At 46.2% G+C, this 16,418-nt stretch carries 17 protein-coding genes and 5 tRNA genes; 3 read left to right on the forward strand and 19 right to left on the reverse strand.

What is annotated here, in order from left to right:
- Window positions 1-83: 83 nt before the first annotated feature.
- From ACXAGL_RS00355 to ACXAGL_RS00400, 10 genes are all read right to left on the reverse strand, one after another.
- Window positions 84-698, reverse strand: a complete 615-nt coding sequence (locus ACXAGL_RS00355; RefSeq protein WP_027955386.1) for a superoxide dismutase — start codon at window positions 696-698, stop codon at window positions 84-86.
- 193 nt (window positions 699-891) lie between these two features.
- Window positions 892-967, reverse strand: a tRNA-Phe gene (locus ACXAGL_RS00360).
- A gap of 46 nt (window positions 968-1,013) precedes the next feature.
- Window positions 1,014-1,106, reverse strand: a tRNA-Ser gene (locus ACXAGL_RS00365).
- Between the two features lie 10 nt (window positions 1,107-1,116).
- A tRNA-Ile gene (locus ACXAGL_RS00370) sits at window positions 1,117-1,193 on the reverse strand.
- Window positions 1,194-1,196: 3 nt separating this feature from the next.
- Window positions 1,197-1,272, reverse strand: a tRNA-His gene (locus ACXAGL_RS00375).
- Window positions 1,273-1,298: 26 nt separating this feature from the next.
- Window positions 1,299-1,375: transfer RNA gene (locus tag ACXAGL_RS00380), tRNA-Met, on the reverse strand.
- Between the two features lie 168 nt (window positions 1,376-1,543).
- Window positions 1,544-3,181 (reverse strand): Na/Pi cotransporter family protein, encoded by a 1,638-nt coding sequence (locus tag ACXAGL_RS00385; RefSeq protein WP_474989387.1) that lies wholly within the window; start codon window positions 3,179-3,181, stop codon window positions 1,544-1,546.
- A gap of 260 nt (window positions 3,182-3,441) precedes the next feature.
- Window positions 3,442-4,356: a methyl-accepting chemotaxis protein gene (locus tag ACXAGL_RS00390; protein WP_474989389.1), complete on the reverse strand. Its 915-nt coding sequence runs from the start codon at window positions 4,354-4,356 to the stop codon at window positions 3,442-3,444.
- 101 nt (window positions 4,357-4,457) lie between these two features.
- A complete protein-coding gene (locus ACXAGL_RS00395; protein WP_474989391.1) occupies window positions 4,458-4,916 on the reverse strand; it encodes a hypothetical protein in 459 nt (152 codons plus the stop codon).
- 90 nt (window positions 4,917-5,006) lie between these two features.
- Window positions 5,007-5,633 carry an NfeD family protein gene (locus ACXAGL_RS00400; protein WP_027955383.1) on the reverse strand — a complete coding sequence of 209 codons (627 nt, stop codon included), beginning with the start codon at window positions 5,631-5,633 and terminating at the stop codon, window positions 5,007-5,009.
- Window positions 5,634-5,891: 258 nt separating this feature from the next.
- Here ACXAGL_RS00400 and ispG point away from each other — a divergent pair, with 258 nt between their 5' ends.
- Window positions 5,892-6,998: a flavodoxin-dependent (E)-4-hydroxy-3-methylbut-2-enyl-diphosphate synthase gene (ispG, locus tag ACXAGL_RS00405; RefSeq protein ID WP_474970417.1), complete on the forward strand. Its 1,107-nt coding sequence runs from the start codon at window positions 5,892-5,894 to the stop codon at window positions 6,996-6,998.
- Between the two features lie 37 nt (window positions 6,999-7,035).
- Here the strand turns inward: ispG and ACXAGL_RS00410 are convergent, their stop codons facing one another.
- Entirely contained in the window at window positions 7,036-7,557 is a 522-nt protein-coding gene (locus ACXAGL_RS00410) for a hypothetical protein (protein ID WP_474969006.1), read from the reverse strand.
- Between the two features lie 118 nt (window positions 7,558-7,675).
- Window positions 7,676-8,404 carry a lytic transglycosylase domain-containing protein gene (locus ACXAGL_RS00415; protein ID WP_474969007.1) on the reverse strand — a complete coding sequence of 243 codons (729 nt, stop codon included), beginning with the start codon at window positions 8,402-8,404 and terminating at the stop codon, window positions 7,676-7,678.
- A gap of 160 nt (window positions 8,405-8,564) precedes the next feature.
- Between ACXAGL_RS00415 and ACXAGL_RS00420 the strand changes: the two genes are divergently transcribed.
- The gene (locus ACXAGL_RS00420; protein WP_474989393.1) at window positions 8,565-8,870 is read left to right on the forward strand and encodes a DUF2624 family protein; all 306 of its coding nucleotides are present in this window, start codon (window positions 8,565-8,567) and stop codon (window positions 8,868-8,870) included.
- Between the two features lie 35 nt (window positions 8,871-8,905).
- On the opposite strand, the gene ACXAGL_RS00425 is transcribed toward ACXAGL_RS00420, so the two are convergent.
- Both ACXAGL_RS00425 and ACXAGL_RS00430 read right to left on the reverse strand, forming a co-directional pair.
- A complete protein-coding gene (locus tag ACXAGL_RS00425) occupies window positions 8,906-9,802 on the reverse strand; it encodes a deoxyribonuclease IV (protein WP_474969009.1) in 897 nt (298 codons plus the stop codon).
- Window positions 9,803-9,820: 18 nt separating this feature from the next.
- Window positions 9,821-11,140: a DEAD/DEAH box helicase gene (locus ACXAGL_RS00430; protein ID WP_474969010.1), complete on the reverse strand. Its 1,320-nt coding sequence runs from the start codon at window positions 11,138-11,140 to the stop codon at window positions 9,821-9,823.
- 173 nt (window positions 11,141-11,313) lie between these two features.
- Here ACXAGL_RS00430 and ACXAGL_RS00435 point away from each other — a divergent pair, with 173 nt between their 5' ends.
- A complete protein-coding gene (locus ACXAGL_RS00435; RefSeq protein WP_027955376.1) occupies window positions 11,314-12,270 on the forward strand; it encodes a 4-hydroxy-3-methylbut-2-enyl diphosphate reductase in 957 nt (318 codons plus the stop codon).
- Window positions 12,271-12,306: 36 nt separating this feature from the next.
- On the opposite strand, the gene ACXAGL_RS00440 is transcribed toward ACXAGL_RS00435, so the two are convergent.
- The 5 genes from ACXAGL_RS00440 to rpoD all read right to left on the reverse strand — a co-directional run bounded on the left by ACXAGL_RS00440 (window position 12,307) and on the right by rpoD (window position 16,412).
- On the reverse strand, window positions 12,307-13,422 hold the full coding sequence (locus ACXAGL_RS00440; RefSeq protein WP_474989395.1) for a Nif3-like dinuclear metal center hexameric protein: 1,116 nt from the start codon (window positions 13,420-13,422) through the stop codon (window positions 12,307-12,309).
- A complete protein-coding gene (locus ACXAGL_RS00445) occupies window positions 13,419-14,126 on the reverse strand; it encodes a tRNA (adenine(22)-N(1))-methyltransferase (RefSeq protein ID WP_474989397.1) in 708 nt (235 codons plus the stop codon). Before ACXAGL_RS00445 ends, ACXAGL_RS00440 begins: the two co-directional genes overlap by 4 nt.
- 64 nt (window positions 14,127-14,190) lie before the next feature.
- Window positions 14,191-14,559, reverse strand: a complete 369-nt coding sequence (cccA, locus tag ACXAGL_RS00450) for a cytochrome c550 (RefSeq protein WP_474989399.1) — start codon at window positions 14,557-14,559, stop codon at window positions 14,191-14,193.
- A 107-nt stretch (window positions 14,560-14,666) separates the two neighbouring features.
- Entirely contained in the window at window positions 14,667-15,200 is a 534-nt protein-coding gene (locus ACXAGL_RS00455) for a hypothetical protein (RefSeq protein WP_474989401.1), read from the reverse strand.
- Between the two features lie 78 nt (window positions 15,201-15,278).
- Window positions 15,279-16,412, reverse strand: coding sequence for an RNA polymerase sigma factor RpoD (rpoD, locus tag ACXAGL_RS00460; RefSeq protein ID WP_027955371.1), 1,134 nt, complete (start codon window positions 16,410-16,412; stop codon window positions 15,279-15,281).
- Window positions 16,413-16,418: the final 6 nt, after the last annotated feature.

Raw genomic sequence — 16,418 nt, forward strand, 5'->3', positions numbered from 1 at the left:
TTTAGTGTTTTCAGAACATATGGAGATATACAAAAAGAGAGGGACGGAAATATCCGTCCCTCTCTTACCTATTCTTCATACGATTATTTAGCTGCATCGAAGCGCTTCGCTACTTCATCCCAGTTTACAACATTCCAGAATGCAGAAACATAATCCGGACGGCGGTTCTGGTAGTTCAAGTAGTACGCATGCTCCCATACGTCCAGGCCAAGGATAGGTGTTTTACCTTCCATGATCGGAGAATCCTGGTTTAGTGTATCAATCACTTCCAGGCTGCCATTATTGACTACAAGCCATGCCCAGCCTGAACCGAAACGGCCGGTTGCTGTCGTTTCGAATTTTTCTTTGAATTGATCAAAGCTTCCGAATGTGTCGTTGATCTGAGTAGCTAGATCTCCCGCCGGCTCACCGCCGCCGTTTGGAGACATGATCGTCCAGAAAAGACTGTGGTTGGCATGACCACCGCCATTACGGCGCACAGCAGTGCGGATATCTTCCGGTACAGCTGAAAGGTTGTTGGAAAGAAGCTCTTCCAATGATTTGTCCTGAAGATCAGCATGTCCTTCAAGAGCGTTGTTCAGCTTGGTAACATATCCGTTGTGGTGCTTCGTATGGTGAATGTTCATTGTTTCCTTATCGATCGTTGGTTCCAATGCATCGTATGCGTAAGGTAGTTCTGGTAGTTCAAATTTAGCCATAATGTAACTCCTCCTTTAAAATAGTATGTAAAATAAGAAGCCTCTGCCTCTCGTTTTACATTATCAAACAGACCTGCCGGTTGCAACTGATTTGCAAGGCAGTGAAATGGAATATCTTCCGGTATTATAAATTCCCTTATGTATCGGTCTTAAACATAAAAAAAACAAGCATACCGCTTGTTCATTCAATCAATGGTGGCTCGGGACGGAATCGAACCGCCGACACACGGATTTTCAGTCCGTTGCTCTACCGACTGAGCTACCGAGCCATAAAACTATGCTGTTTTAGATATCCCTTTATAAAAAAAGAAAAGATGGCGGAGGAGGAGGGATTCGAACCCCCGCGGGGCGTAAACCCCCTGGCGGTTTTCAAGACCGCTCCCTTCAGCCAAACTTGGGTACTCCTCCGGAATCTATATGGTGGACCCTGCAGGACTCGAACCTGCGACCGATCGGTTATGAGCCGATAGCTCTAACCAGCTGAGCTAAGGGTCCACATGGGGCGGCTGATGGGAATCGAACCCACGAATGCCGGAACCACAATCCGGTGCGTTAACCACTTCGCCACAACCGCCATGTTTATAGATAAGATCATATGTATGGTGGCGGTGGAGGGAATCGAACCCACGACCTCACGGGTATGAACCGTACGCTCTAGCCAGCTGAGCTACACCGCCATATTCGCTCTGTAAGCGACTTAATTAATATACCATTTATGTATCACTGTGTCAACATATTTTTCCGTTCCGTTTTCAGCGACAAAAATAATATACCATGCAATGAACGGCTCGGCAAGGATTTTTATAAAAAAAGGTGAAAGCTTTGGTAAGCTTTCACCTCGTTCATTACAGACTCTCTTTTTCTCCCAGTACTTCTTCTGCGATATTCACAGCGTGATCTCCGATCCGTTCGAGATTACTGATCATATCTACAAAGACGATACCGGCCTGTCCTGTACATACTCCTTCATTCAGACGGATGATGTGTTTCTTGCGATAGCTTCGTTCCATCCGGTCCAGTTCATTTTCCTTCTGGACAACAGCGAGTGCTTCCTCACGGCTCATGTTTTCAAGGGATTTTGTTGCCTGTTTCACTGTCATCAATGTCAGATCGAACATTGTATTCAAGTCGTCGACAGCTTGAGCAGTAAGATTTACTTTGTTGGAATTCTTATAATCGATGAGCTCGATAATATTCTCAAAGTGATCCCCGATCCGTTCTAGATCACGGACAGAATCCATAAGAGCTGAGTGTTTCCGGCTTTCTTCGTCCGTAAGCGATGCTTGAGAAAGATCAACCAGGTAATCGGTGATTTTCCGATCGAGGTTGTTCAATGCATCTTCAATCTGCATCGCAATTTCTGAATGCTTCTGCTGTTTATTGTTTAAATACAGACTCGTTTCTTCCAATCCTTTATAGGCATATTCGCCCATGCGGATCACTTCTTCCTTCGCCTGATCAAGCGCAAGAGAAGGAGACTGCTCGATAAAGATCGGGTCCAGATGCTGAGGCTTGAATTCAATCAGGGAATCATTCCCTGGTACGAGTTTAACAACGATCCACGCCAGAACAGCGATGAACGGGAACTGGACCACCGTGTTGGCAATGTTGAACGACCCATGCGCGAAAGCGATGGTCATCTCCGGTCCAAGGTCCATATAGTTCTGGAGCCACTCGACGTATAAGGTAAAAGGCTTCAATAGAATGAGGAAAACGGTAGCACCGAGCACGTTGAAAATCACGTGTACAAAAGCCGCACGCTTCGCCCCTACACTTGCTCCAACCGCTGCAATGACAGCTGTGATGGTTGTTCCAATGTTATCTCCGAAAAGTACCGGCAGAGATGCCTGTATATCTACAAGGCCTTCTCCAAACAGTCCTTGCAGAATACCGATCGTGGCACTGGAACTCTGTACGATTACTGTGAACAGTGTACCGATCACGACACCAAGTACCGGGTTCTCACTCATACTGAGTGTCAGTTCCCTGAATGCTTCAAGGGAACGCAGCGGCTTCATTCCTCCGCTCATTAATTCAAGACCAAAGAATAAAGCACCGAGTCCAAAAACGGTCTGGCCGATATTGGATACTTTCTTATTCTTAAAGAAGAAAATCAACAGGGCACCTAGAGCCAGGATCGGCAGTCCATACTCTTTAATATCAATTCCAATAATGAATGCAGTAAATGTCGTCCCAATATTGGCACCCATTATAACACCGATGGCTTGTCTAAAGGTCATAAATCCAGCGTTAACCAATCCAACAGTCAAAACGGTTGTTGTAGAACTACTTTGAACGAGAATCGTCACTACGGCACCGGCAATGACACCCATTAACGGATTGCTGGTAAAACGGTCTAAAAGTTCCCTCAAACGGTCTCCGGCCACTTTTTGGAGGCCGTCCCCCATAAATTTAATTCCAAACAGGAAAATACCTAGCCCGCCGATGAATTCGAATATCATCTGCTGCACATCGATTTCCATGTTTTCCACCCTTTCCTCATCCAAAATTTCTGTATGTCTCTCTTTAAAACACCTCATCCATTATTAACGAACTATGATTCTTTTGTAAAGATGTAATAGAAAACTTAACATTAAATTTACATTGCCGTTTTTTCTCACACAAACTAACCTGGGATGGTGATTTCCTTAGCTCTCATGCATCTCTGTCTGTTCCATAACAAAAAGACCCCCTTTTACAAGGAAGCCTTCTTTATGTACAGGTATTTTCAAACGCTCGATATTTAAGAAGCATGAGGCTCAGAAACATTCTCCCCACCTTCATAAACCAACTGTTTAGTTGTAATCATGTCGGACAGTTCCTTGGTCAGTACGACCAATTCTCTTATGAATTCCTCCGTCATTCTCACATTTTCCTCCTGCCAGTCTGATGCCTGGGTTAAATGGTCAATGGACAAGGACTGGTCCCTTGTCAGGCGGTCCATCCCTTTTATGACCTTCTGCATCCGGGGCATCACTTCTTCTCCATCCACCAAATGAAGGTATGCGGATTCTAATTGTACGTTGAACGTTTCCATTCCAGAGGAAAGATCTCGAAAAGCTGCTTTTGAAATATCCATTTGCTTCTGCTGATCATTCATTTCAACAGAAAGACGTTGAAACTGTCTGGAAAAGTCAGATCCAAGCTCGATCAGATCCGCCATTCGCTGATCGATGTTCAAGGCCGTGTTCCGGGAAAGATCGGCCAGCTTACCCACTTCCCTGGCTACAACAGCAAATCCCCGGCCATGATCTCCGGCTCTCGCTGCCTCAATGGAAGCATTTAAAGCAAGCATCCTCGTCTGCTCAGCCAGCTCCTGGATTTTAGCTCCTGAATCCTGTACCGAATGCATATAGCTCTGAAAGGATTCTACTCTTGATGTTATTTCTTTCAATTCTCTTCTTATAGTCATATAGGAGCTTTCCACGCGCTCCGCCCCGTCATTACCGGAAGCAGCCGACTGGTTCATCTGCCCTTGTCTTTCCATCATGTTATCCATGGCTGATTTCAAATGGGAGAAAACTTGAGAAAGTTCACGAAAGACTTCCTGCTGATCCTCCATAAATCCTTCTGTTTCAGCAGCAGTTCTATCTACTTTAAGCAGCTCTTCCTTTAACGCCCGCTGGGATTGATCAAGGACCCGCGCCGATTCATCCATGCGGCTTCCCCCTTGATCAAGGTTTTGGACGGCTGCGTTTACCGTAGACAGAATATCCACAATATTGGTAATGGACTTTTCATAACTCCTTTTTAATGCTTTTACCGAAGAGGAAGTAGAGGAGGTTTTAAGTAAGGAAAATGGCACAGAACAGTGGACGACAAATGGAGAATCGTTTGTGTATTCGTTTGCTCCTGTCCAGGAGCTGCAGGGGATCTATCTTGTTCAGTGAACAGGAATGCATCCGCTGTCAGACCATCCTGCTGCATCTGAGCTTTCTGTGCATCTGCATAGCCTTGAAAACGCTGATCGAATTCCTTCTGATCCCCTACGAAGGCATACATCAATTGCTGCGCTACATCCTGAACCACGAGCAGCTCTCGTTCCAACCGGTCCTGCACAAGAGCCAGCTGGTTTTCCTCTGCTTTCGTATAGGAAAAAAAACCTGTTGCAAATACAGAGAGAAGGACAAGTAAAATAATCAGGAGCGTCAGCCTTACCTGAAGAGGCCATCCGCCCCGTGTAAATCTTAATAAGCCGGTCTTTCTTTTAACGTTCATTAGAAAACACTCCATTGTCATTTGAATAATCATCCAAATAAATTATGACAATGAAGTGTTAAGAAACGATGAAGAATATGTGAATAATTGTTAATTCTGAACCTTTTTGACCATGATTTTAGTCCCGTCGACAGAAGCGACCGTTACCGGCTCTCCTTTGTAAATCCACTGGCCGTTCGAGACAGCGCTGTAATCCTCTCCATCTACCTCTATCGTACCGGAAGGACGCATATCTGTCTGCGCAGACCCCGTTTTCCCTAAAAGCTTCTGATAGGATTCATTCATGGAATTATAGCCCATCTCCGAGGTCATCTGATCATTCAACGCCATTTTATTCCACATGTTTCTGCGCTTAAAAACCTTGAGGAAAATGAGGGCAGAAAAGCCTCCGGCAATAACACCAATGACACTGTATAATCCCGCCGTCCAGTTAGGCGCACTGAAACCAACAGCTGTAATCATCGCTGCTGCACCTATAGTGGCAAGTGTTCCATCATTAATCAGCTTTCCATCAATAATCATAAGTGTAAGACCTAGAAAGTACACAAACATCATAATAATGAACATATCGACAGCCAGGTAACTGGAAAAAAACACGGTAATAAATCCAAGCCCCAGCACAGCGAAAACCCCACGCATGTTAACAAGCAGCTCACCAATCAGGAACATTGTTCCTAAAAATGTAATCAGGAGTGCTATCCAGTCTGTTTGAAGCATAACCGCTCACCCTCTCTTCTATTACTATACATACGAACAACTGTGGTGCTATGTTTCAAATGATAACAATTTTCTTCCGTTTCCTCTCGTGATATACTTTTCACGTCGAGGAAATCCAATCTGTTTACACAAACTTTACGTGAAATCCAGGGCTTTTAAGAGTCCTTACTTCTCATTTCCGGCCATTAGCCTTATAATGAAGATTGGAAAAACATCCTGCAACCCTTTTTTTAATTTAAAGGAGCGATATTCATGCCAATTACGCACAGAAAAGATACACGTCCCGTGAAAGTCGGGGACCTTACTATAGGTGGTTCTGATGAAGTTGTCATTCAGTCCATGACCACGACGAAGACCCATGATGTGGAGGCTACTGTAGCTGAGATCAAACGTCTGGAGGAAGCCGGATGCCAGGTCGTCCGTGTGGCCTGCCCTGACGATCGTGCTGCTGACGCCATCCCTGAAATCAAAAAACGCATCAATATCCCGCTTGTTGTCGATATTCACTTCGATTATAAGAAAGCATTGAAAGCGATCGAAGGCGGGGCGGATAAAATCCGGATCAACCCGGGGAACATTGGGAAGCGCGAAAAAGTTGAAGCTGTCGTAAAAGCAGCAAAAGCAAAAGGCATCCCTATCCGTATTGGAGTCAACGCCGGTTCCCTTGAGCGTCACATCCTTGAAAAATACGGTTATCCAACGGCTGATGGAATGGTTGAGAGTGCCCTTCACCACATTAAAATTCTTGAAGATCTCGACTTCCACGACATCATCGTTTCCTTGAAAGCTTCTGATGTCAAACTGGCGATTGAAGCCTATGAAAAAGCAGCGGCCGCTTTCAATTACCCGATTCACCTTGGTATTACAGAATCCGGGACGCTTTTCGCAGGTACAGTAAAAAGTGCGGCCGGTCTTGGTGCCATTCTGAGTAAAGGAATCGGAAGCACCGTCCGAATCAGTTTAAGTGCTGATCCTGTAGAGGAAGTAAAAGTAGCGAAGGAACTTCTGAAGACTTTCGGACTTGCGTCCAACGCTGCTACGCTGATTTCCTGCCCGACATGCGGTCGTATTGAAATCGACTTGATTTCCATCGCCAACGAGGTCGAGGAATACATCCAGAGCATCAAGGCTCCTATTAAAGTAGCTGTTCTTGGGTGCGCAGTCAATGGACCAGGCGAGGCCCGTGAAGCTGATATCGGTATCGCCGGTGCCCGCGGGGAAGGCCTTCTCTTCCGTCACGGAGAAATCATCCGGAAAGTGCCTGAGGACATCATGGTCGAAGAGCTTAAAAAAGAAGTAGATAAACTTGCTGAAGAGCATTATGAGAAAGAGCGCCAGAAAAAGCTTGAACAGCAGCAATCCTAAGATAAAAAGGGTGGACCATAATGGTCCACCCTTTTTTTTACAGGAAATTGATAAACGGAGCGAAGAAAAGAGAAAAGGCGATGGAAACGACACTGATAATGATCGCCGTGTTTCCAAGAGTATCGGCTCCCCTTCTCTTCCCGACAATCCCAAGAATAATCCCGGCGGCACCGAGAATCAGTGGAGCAAAAAAGAAGGAAAGAATAGCGGCCGATAATCCTAGCCAGCCCATTCCTACTTTCACATCATCCTCCATCGTCGTTTCCTGCTCACCATTATTCATTGGTTCATCAATGGGACCGACAGCAGCCTCCTGAGCAAATTCCTCTTCATAACTGTCGCCATAAACAGGCTGATAAGGACCGCGGCCATGGTCATCCACGGATTCCACCTTGTCATACCCGGATTCTTTTCTTAAATCGCTGTCCTGGATTTCATCAAACGCTTCATCCAGCACCTGCTCCGTTGTCGGCTCATCTTCATGAACCTGTTCCCGTGCGTCCCCGTGATGGGGAGCATTTTCTGTTTGATTCTCAACAGTTTCTTTTGGATCGTACATGCGAATTCCCTCACTTTCTGTATGGAGAATCACCTATATTATGTGACGTTTCTCTTGTATTTAACGAAGGGATTTGATGGCAGAAAAAAAAACCGGATGAGTTCATCCGGTTTTACCATTATTCAGCTGAAGCCAGTGTCGTATGAGCTTCAGCGTTTTCCTGAATCTCTACGGCATACCAGCTCTCCGCATGTCCATGTTCACTTTTATACTGTTCAAGACCGGACATTCCCCTGTGATAAGCGGTTAATGCCTCGTCCCAGTTTTGATAACGGCTGTTTAAATAATCCAGATAAACCAGAGATAACTGCATGGAATAGTAAGGATCAAACAGCAGCTCCTCTTCATAGGGAAGACCAGCCATATCCGCAATCCACGGCGCTGTATTCTTCATGAACTGGGACATGCCGTAGGCGCGTCCATACTTTGTTTCAGGTCCTACAAGCTCAGGGTCAAATGTCCCGCCCGTTTCCACCTTCAACAACTCATAAACGAGGTATGGATCCAAATCATACCGTTTGGACTCCTTCACTAAATACATGGCCCAGGCCTTCTTGAAGGCTCCCTCACTTTCCTGTACCAGAATATCAGCCTGGTCTTCGATCCCGGGCCATGTCAGATATCCATTTTTTTGTTTATTCTCTGAAGACTGCTCCTTCAAATAGTCGTTGACAGAAGACAGCTTTTCCTTATCTCCCTCAAGCTTTTCCTTGTTCTGCTCCAACGTTTTATTTTCATCTGCCAATGCCTGCTGTTCGTTTTGATGCCATTGATGATAAGTTATAAAGACAAGACTCATTAACAGCATAGCAAAGACCGTTCGAATGATTGGTTTTTGATCCCTCATTCTGTTCACTCCTTCCCGTGACTCTTCCTTTACCATAAGAGCCCATGAAACCCATTGCGCCATCTTAACCGAATGGGTGTTTGATTTCAATTTATCTACTCACACGTGAATGATTTGTAAAACACACATCATTCCCACAATTCATAAGGTGTATGAAACAGTGGAAAAAGGTGATGACATGATGAAGAAGATGGCCCAACAGTTCATTACCCAGAAATTGAAGCAGTTAACCGTCAAAGAACTGCTTCAATACAGCACAAAGTATCGGATACCGATTACCGAGGGAGAGGCACAGGCTATTGTTCAAGCGTTGAAAAAAAATAAGGAAAACCCTTTTGAAAAGAATGGCCGGAAGAAAATGTTGAAGAAACTGGCCGGGCTGACCTCCGCAGACACAGCCCGCTCTGTAAATAAACTGCTTCATAAACTGGCAGAGGACTACGGGGTCGAGGACTGGCTGAAATAAAAAAAGGCGGAAGGTTCAGGACCCCCGCCTTTTTCTTATGACTGTTTTAGAATCTTTTCTTTAAGGTCCGGATCAAACGTCCCTTGCTTAACCATATCGATTTCAAATCGATACGGAGGCTTTTTGTTCTTCTTATCTTCCCCCACGTACGGGGTTTCCAAAATTTTTGGAAGATCCTTCAACTGCGGGTGATGAATCACCTGATGAAGGGCATCGAAGCCGATATGACCGAAGCCGATATTTTCATGGCGGTCCTTGGCTGCTCCCTGAATGTTCTTACTATCATTGACGTGAATGACTTTCAGGCGGTCCAGTCCGACAATTTTATCAAACTCGTTCAGCACACCATCAAAATCCTCCACTACATTGTAGCCTGCGTCATGAATGTGGCACGTATCCATACAGACGGAAAGCTTTTCGTTCAATGTGACACCATCAATAATCTGCGCAAGCTCATCAAAACTTCTTCCAATTTCGGAACCTTTGCCGGCCATCGTTTCCAGGGCAATCTGGACATTTTGATCTTTATGAAGGACTTCATTCAGCCCTTCAATAATTTTCGGAAGACCCTTTTCCACTCCCTGCCCCACGTGGGACCCCGGGTGAAGAACGATTTGTCCTGCTCCCAGCGCTTCTGTGCGCTCTATTTCGCTGCGCAGGAAATCAACACCCAGTTGAAAGGTTTCCGGCTTGGTCGTGTTACCTACATTTATGATATAGGGGGCATGCACGACAATATCCTGAATACCGTTGGCCTTCATATGCTCCTGACCTGCCTCGATATTCAATTCTTCAATTGGACGGCGGCGCGTATTTTGAGGGGCGCCTGTATATATCATAAATGTGCCGGATCCGTAGGAAGCTGCCTCTTCACTTGCGCCAAGAAGCATTTTCTTCCCTTTCATTGATACGTGTGAACCAATTTTAACCATGACGATCTCGACCCTTTCTTATTTCTTTTTAAAGCGGTTCTGCTTCAATCTGCGTTTATTTTGTTCCGCCTGCTTTTTCATCTTTTTCTTATAGCCCGGCTTCACCTTTTTCGGACGGCGGACGAGCTGTTTCGCCTGTTTATCCAGATCCGTTTCTTTCTTTTCACGGATCTGCCGCTCATTATAGGCATTCACTTCTTTCCATTCCCCTTGTTTCACTTCATAGAATTGGAAAGACAACCCCTTCTTCTCAAGCTTCTGGATCAATGGAAGATCGGTTTCCTGATAGAGGTTGATTGCTGTACCTTCCAGCCCGGCCCTTGCTGTACGTCCGACACGGTGTATATAGAATTCCTCTTCCTTCGGCATCTGGGCGTTGATGACGTGGCTCACACCCTGGATATCAATCCCACGCGCAGCAAGGTCGGTCGCTACGATGTATTGATAACGGAGGTTTTGGATTTCTTTCAGGACTCTTTTACGCTCTCGCGGGGACAAGCCTCCGTGAAGGATACCTGTTTCCAAACCACGACTCATCAAATCCTCCGCCAATTCGTCTGCAAGACCTTTGCCATTCGTGAAAATAATGGCCAGATAAGGTTGAATCGCCTTCGTGATATCCATGATCACTTCTCCAGGCTGTTTATGCCGGAGAGGAATCAGCCGGTGCTCCATCGTTTCCGGAGATGGCTTATCGTCCTCAATTTGAATATGGACCGGATTGGTCAAGTACTTCTTCAGGAATGGCTGCAGCCGTTCAGGAATGGTTGCAGAGAAAACAAGCATTTGTACGTCTTCGGCCATGCGAACAAGAATCTGATCCACTTCTTCGATAAATCCGAGGTCCAGCATTAAATCCGCTTCGTCCAGAACGAACGATTTGGCTTGATAAAGGTCTACCGCTTCCTCTTTGACCATATCGAGTATACGGCCCGGTGTTCCTACGACAATGTGCGGCGGATTGGAAGCCAGTTTCTCCACCATCTTCTGTTTATCCGTTCCACCGATCAACAGCTTGGACCGCCAAATCTCTTGTTTACCTGCGTGCTTCACGGCTTTTTTCACTTCTTCATGAATCTGGATGGCCAGTTCACGTGTTGGTGCTGTAATGACAAACTGTACGGCATCGGCATTCTCATCCATCCGGCTGAATAAAGCCAGCAGATAGGCATGTGTCTTACCGGATCCAGTGTGGGATTGTCCGATCAAACTTTCCCCTCTTAATGCCGGCGGCAGCACCTGCTGCTGGATCGGCGTCGGCTGTTTAAAGCCCAAACCTTCTACAATTCTGCTTACTGTAGAGGAAATTGCGTATTGTTCAAAAGTATGCTTACTCATGTCCGTTCTCCTTTAATGTAAAATGTTCCTTCCCTATTATAATAGAGTGCGCCCTAAATTGCACGATAACGTTGTCTGACCACCGCTTTCTTTGTCAACTTACGCTTTACCCTTTATAATGAAGATGGTATCTTAAAAGTTGTTCGATTGGATAAAGAGGAGGACGTTAATCAATGGAAGTTATTAAAATCGCCCCTCGCGGTTATTGTTACGGAGTCGTAGATGCCATGGTCATTGCGAGAAATGCCTCAAAAGACCAGAATCTGCCGCGCCCGATTTATATATTAGGTATGATTGTCCATAACTCCCATGTGACCGAAGCCTTCAAAGAAGAAGGCATCATCACTGTCGATGGTAAAAACCGCAGCGATATGCTGGAAGGTATTCATGAAGGTACGGTTATTTTCACGGCCCACGGCGTTTCCCCGCAGGTGAAGGAAAGGGCCCGCGATAAAGGACTGACTGTTCTTGATGCTACATGTCCGGATGTTACCAACACCCATAACCTGATCCGCAAAAAAGTTGCGGAAGGATTTGAAGTCATCTACGTCGGTAAAAAAGGACACCCTGAGCCGGAAGGGGCGATGGGCGTCGCTCCCGGGAAGGTCCACCTTGTACAGACAGAGGAGGATGTCGAGAATCTGGAGCTGGATCATGATAAGCTTATGATTACCAACCAGACGACGATGAGTCAATGGGACGTCTATGATGTCATGGAAAAAGCCAAGGAAAAGTTCCCTCAGCTTGAAAAACAGCAGGAAATCTGCATGGCTACACAGGTACGCCAGGAAGCTGTGTCAGAACAGGCGGGTGAAGCCGATTTGACGCTCGTTGTTGGTGACCCGATGAGTAATAACTCCAACAGGCTTGCCCAGGTATCCAAAGAAAAGGCCGGAACCACCGCCTACCGGATTGCTGATGTAACCGAAATACAGCTGGAATGGCTGGAAGGTGTTCATAAAGTAGCCGTTACCGCCGGTGCTTCCACGCCAACACCGATCACAAAAGAAGTGATCAAGTTCATTGAGCAGTTTGACCATGAGGACGATGCTACCTGGATTCGTGAATCCAAGGTCGAGCAGAAGAAAATCCTCCCTCCTGTAAGAGCACGCAAAAAAGTGAAACGATAATAAAAAGGATGAAAGCTTCCCGCTTTCATCCTTTTTTTACTGGATTATAAAGGGCTCTGTATCCACTTCGGACACCAGGATGTTCAAGGCTCCATCTTTATTGCAGCGTTCCTCCAGATACTGCTGTACTTTTACGCAGACCACTTTCTCCACATGGTGACCGGGATCAATCACATGTAAGCCCATCTCTACAGCGTCCTGGGTCATATGGAAGGTCATATCTCCGGTCACATATACGTCAGCTCCGCTTCTCTTAGCCTTTTGAATATATTTTTCTCCACTTCCACCCAGAACGGCGACCGTTTGAACGGTTTTTCCCATTTTCCCTGCCACACGCACATGAGGGACGTCGAAACGCTCCTTCACTTTGTCAGCAAAATCCTGGAGGGAAATGGGCTCGTCCAGCCGGCCCACTCTTCCAATTCCGAGGGTCCTGCCTTCATTGAGAAGAGGATAAAGATCATAAGCCACTTCCTCATACGGGTGGGCTTTTTCCATCGCTTCAAGAACTTTAGACAGCTTATCCTGTGGAACGATGGTTTCCAAACGTTTCTCCTGGACCTGCTCCAAGCGGCCCTGCTCCCCAAGATAAGGGTTTGTACCCTCTTGAGGTTTGAACGTCCCTTCACCGGAAACCTGATAGGTACAGTGGCTGTAATCACCAATAAAACCTGCCCCTGCTTCGCTCACCGCATCCCTTACAGCTTCCAGGTGGGAATCAGGGACAAAAACAGCCAGTTTCACAAGCTTTTCCGTTTCTGTCGGAATCAAAGGCCGGCGGTTTTTAACATCGAGGAGGTCTGCCATCACATCATTCACTCCGCCTTCTGCAACATCCAGGTTCGTGTGCGCCGCATACACCGTAATGTCGTGTTTAAGAAGCTTCTGGACTATCCGTCCTTTTGGCGTATCCACATTGATTTGATGAAGTTTCACAAATAACAAAGGATGATGGGCAATGATAAGATCTACCTTTTTTTCAACCGCCTCATCCACTACACTTTCAACAACATCAAGCGTTACCATGACATTCTGCACCGGCTTGTTCAGGCTGCCCACCTGCAGCCCTACGTTGTCCCAGTCATAAGCAAAGCTTTTCGGTGCCCATGTTTCCAATGTTTTTATAATTTCCCCGGCCGTTACTTTATTCATTTTGATAAAACCTCCTGCAGCCATTTCATTTCCTTTTGAAGCGTGTCCACTTTCACTTTATCCACAGTGGAAGCCTTCTGCATTTGATCCAGGATATATTCCTTCTTGATCATTTCCTCGTGCCATTTCTTCCTAAACGCTTCTGACCTTTCCTTCATAAGGTAAGGGCCGAGCCAAAGCTCTTTGTCCAAGTCGGCGGGGTCATAAGCACGGGCAGGGTCCCCTTTTTCTGCTGAAAGGATTTCATAGATGTGTCCGCCTTCTTCCATGATCTGTTCGTCGATCAGGCTGTATCCATGCGTGTAAAACCATTGACGGATCGAGCGTGCATCAATGTTCGGCTGGGCGATGATGCGGTTAACGGCGGTTAACTTATCCCTGCCTCTGTCCAGAATATCCCGGATTAACGGCCCTCCCATACCGGCGATGGTGACCTGCTTAACTTCTCCAGGCTGGATCACTTCGAGACCATCTCCCAATCTGACATCGATCCTGGATTGAAGATCATGGGCTTTCACTTCATTCAGGGCGCTGTCATAAGGGCCTTGATTAACCTCTCCGGCTATCGCTTGTGCCTGTGGATCCTTTAAACAGACATAACAAGGCAGATAGGCATGATCAGACCCTATATCAGCAAATACTGCTCCAGCAGGCAGGTATTCCGCTACCTTTGCCAGCCGTTCGGATAGTTGATGTACATTCATAAAAAATCGTTCCTCTCATAAAGAAAAGCTTTCTGACAGCAGCAGAAAGCTTCTCACGTACTTCTTATTTTTTCTCAGCGAGCCATTCTGCCAGCTGAGTGGCCTGCTCACCGGTATAAAGACCAGGTGGCATCTGTGATCCTTTACCATTGATGATAATGTCCTGGATCTCTTCTGCTGAATAACGGGAGCCGACTTCCTGAAGATTCGGACCTGCGCCTCCACTCAAGTCACCGCCATGGCAGCTTGAACACTTGTTCTGGTACATTTCTTCCGGATCAGCGGATGCAGTTTCTTCCGTCTGTTCTCCTCCGCCTTCTTCCTCGCTTTGAATCGCTTCACGTTGGTTGATACCGGCAGAAGAAACAATGATCATGGCTACGATCCCCAGTACAGCGATAATTGCAAATGGGATCACAGGGTTCTTTCTCATGAATGGCAACCTCCTTATGTATTCCCTATATGAATTTTTCGCGTCTATTCGACTATTTTTATTTTATATGAAAACCGTTACTTATTAAAGGCTTAACCACCGAAAACTTATAAAACAATGAAAATGATCCATAAAATGACAGCGGTTACGCCACTCCATAATAAAAACCTGATTTTCATAAACACTCCGACGCTGATCCAGATAAGAAAATGAAACAGCATCGTTATGTAGACAGCCTGGACGGATGTTGTCCAGTGATCCACTACGAAGATGGACATCATTAGAAGAATCAACAGACCGTTCACAAAAGGTATCAAATACCAGTCGGTCCGTTTATAGTGTAACCATCCACTTATAAACCATACCGATCCCACAAAAAACGACAAAAGCCCTGTTTGCATTATGAACCCCATTTGAGTAAAATAAATGACAAGTAATGTAAGGGGTATCATAAACAGGCTGAGCAGAACAAAGGCCGGGACCAGCAGCTGTACGGTCTGTACAGGAGCATGGCCGGGTTTTTCTTCCTCGCCTTTGGTGTACAACGCCAATAGAAAGTCACAGTATTCCGCGGGTAGAAGCCTGCTCTCTTTCCAGTACTGAATCTCATGAATGATGGTTTTCGTACGCTCATCCTGCATACTTTCCTCCAAAACACAGGTAAACTCAAGATCCTCCTACATAGGCGTTGTAAAAGAACCTTGAGTCTACGGCTGTTCTTATTCCATAAAGTCTTTCAGGCGTTTGCTGCGGCTCGGGTGTCTCAGCTTACGAAGAGCTTTCGCTTCGATCTGCCGGATTCTTTCCCGGGTTACTCCGAACACTTTTCCGACCTCTTCGAGTGTTCGCGTACGTCCGTCATCAAGTCCAAAACGGAGGCGCAGGACATTTTCTTCTCTATCTGTCAGTGTGTCCAGGACGTCTTCAAGCTGTTCCTTCAATAGTTCATAGGCGGCATGGTCAGATGGGGAGGTTGCTTCCTGGTCCTCAATGAAATCACCAAGATGGGAGTCGTCTTCTTCCCCGATCGGTGTTTCCAGTGATACGGGCTCCTGGGCAATCTTAAGGATTTCACGGACTTTATCCGGTGTAAGATCCATATCCTGTGCAATTTCCTCTGGTGTCGGTTCGCGGCCGAGATCCTGAAGAAGCTGCCGCTGCACACGGATCAGTTTGTTGATCGTTTCCACCATGTGAACCGGAATACGGATGGTACGTGCCTGGTCGGCAATCGCACGGGTAATCGCCTGTCTGATCCACCATGTAGCATAGGTACTGAATTTGTAACCTTTGCGGTAATCGAATTTTTCTACCGCTTTGATCAGACCCATGTTCCCTTCCTGGATTAGATCAAGGAAAAGCATGCCGCGGCCGACGTAACGCTTGGCAATACTTACAACGAGACGAAGGTTGGCTTCTGCCAGATCCCTTTTCGCTTCTTCATCCCCATTTTCTATACGCTGGGCAAGACTGATTTCATCTTTGGCTGATAATAGATTGACGCGGCCGATTTCTTTCAGATACATACGGACCGGGTCATTGATTTTCACACCTGGAGGTACACTCAGGTCATTGAGGTCGAATTCCTCTTCCTTATCGAGCTGCTTGATACTAGGGTCCGATTCAGAATCACCGATGACCTCTACGCCCTGTTCATTCAGGTGCTCGTAAAATTCATCCATTTGATCGGAGTCGAGTTCGAAGCTGGATAATTTCTCAGCCACCTCTTCATACGCGAGGATTCCGCGTTTTTTCCCTAACTCTACGACCTGCTCTTTGGCCTGCTCCAGTGTCAATTCCGTCTGATTTTCAGTTTCTTTAGAACGTGATGGCTGTTGTTTCTTCTCTGCCATAAGTCC

Source organism: Halobacillus sp. ABA4_118, from assembly GCF_056160205.1.

What these genes read in the sequence shown, in the direction of transcription:
- ACXAGL_RS00425 (WP_474969009.1), bottom strand. Translation starts at nt 9,802, where the DNA reads ATGGTTAAAATTGGTTCACACGTATCAATGAAAGGGAAGAAAATGCTT.
- ACXAGL_RS00440 (WP_474989395.1), bottom strand. Translation starts at nt 13,422, where the DNA reads ATGAATAAAGTAACGGCCGGGGAAATTATAAAAACATTGGAAACATGG.
- ACXAGL_RS00435 (WP_027955376.1), top strand. Translation starts at nt 11,314, where the DNA reads ATGGAAGTTATTAAAATCGCCCCTCGCGGTTATTGTTACGGAGTCGTA.
- ACXAGL_RS00385 (WP_474989387.1), bottom strand. Translation starts at nt 3,181, where the DNA reads ATGGAAATCGATGTGCAGCAGATGATATTCGAATTCATCGGCGGGCTA.
- ACXAGL_RS00355 (WP_027955386.1), bottom strand. Translation starts at nt 698, where the DNA reads ATGGCTAAATTTGAACTACCAGAACTACCTTACGCATACGATGCATTG.
- ACXAGL_RS00455 (WP_474989401.1), bottom strand. Translation starts at nt 15,200, where the DNA reads ATGCAGGATGAGCGTACGAAAACCATCATTCATGAGATTCAGTACTGG.
- ACXAGL_RS00400 (WP_027955383.1), bottom strand. Translation starts at nt 5,633, where the DNA reads ATGCTTCAAACAGACTGGATAGCACTCCTGATTACATTTTTAGGAACA.
- cccA (WP_474989399.1), bottom strand. Translation starts at nt 14,559, where the DNA reads ATGAGAAAGAACCCTGTGATCCCATTTGCAATTATCGCTGTACTGGGG.
- ACXAGL_RS00390 (WP_474989389.1), bottom strand. Translation starts at nt 4,356, where the DNA reads ATGGATGAATCGGCGCGGGTCCTTGATCAATCCCAGCGGGCGTTAAAG.
- ACXAGL_RS00415 (WP_474969007.1), bottom strand. Translation starts at nt 8,404, where the DNA reads ATGAGGGATCAAAAACCAATCATTCGAACGGTCTTTGCTATGCTGTTA.
- ACXAGL_RS00410 (WP_474969006.1), bottom strand. Translation starts at nt 7,557, where the DNA reads ATGTACGATCCAAAAGAAACTGTTGAGAATCAAACAGAAAATGCTCCC.
- ACXAGL_RS00445 (WP_474989397.1), bottom strand. Translation starts at nt 14,126, where the DNA reads ATGAATGTACATCAACTATCCGAACGGCTGGCAAAGGTAGCGGAATAC.
- rpoD (WP_027955371.1), bottom strand. Translation starts at nt 16,412, where the DNA reads ATGGCAGAGAAGAAACAACAGCCATCACGTTCTAAAGAAACTGAAAAT.
- ACXAGL_RS00430 (WP_474969010.1), bottom strand. Translation starts at nt 11,140, where the DNA reads ATGAGTAAGCATACTTTTGAACAATACGCAATTTCCTCTACAGTAAGC.
- ACXAGL_RS00395 (WP_474989391.1), bottom strand. Translation starts at nt 4,916, where the DNA reads ATGAACGTTAAAAGAAAGACCGGCTTATTAAGATTTACACGGGGCGGA.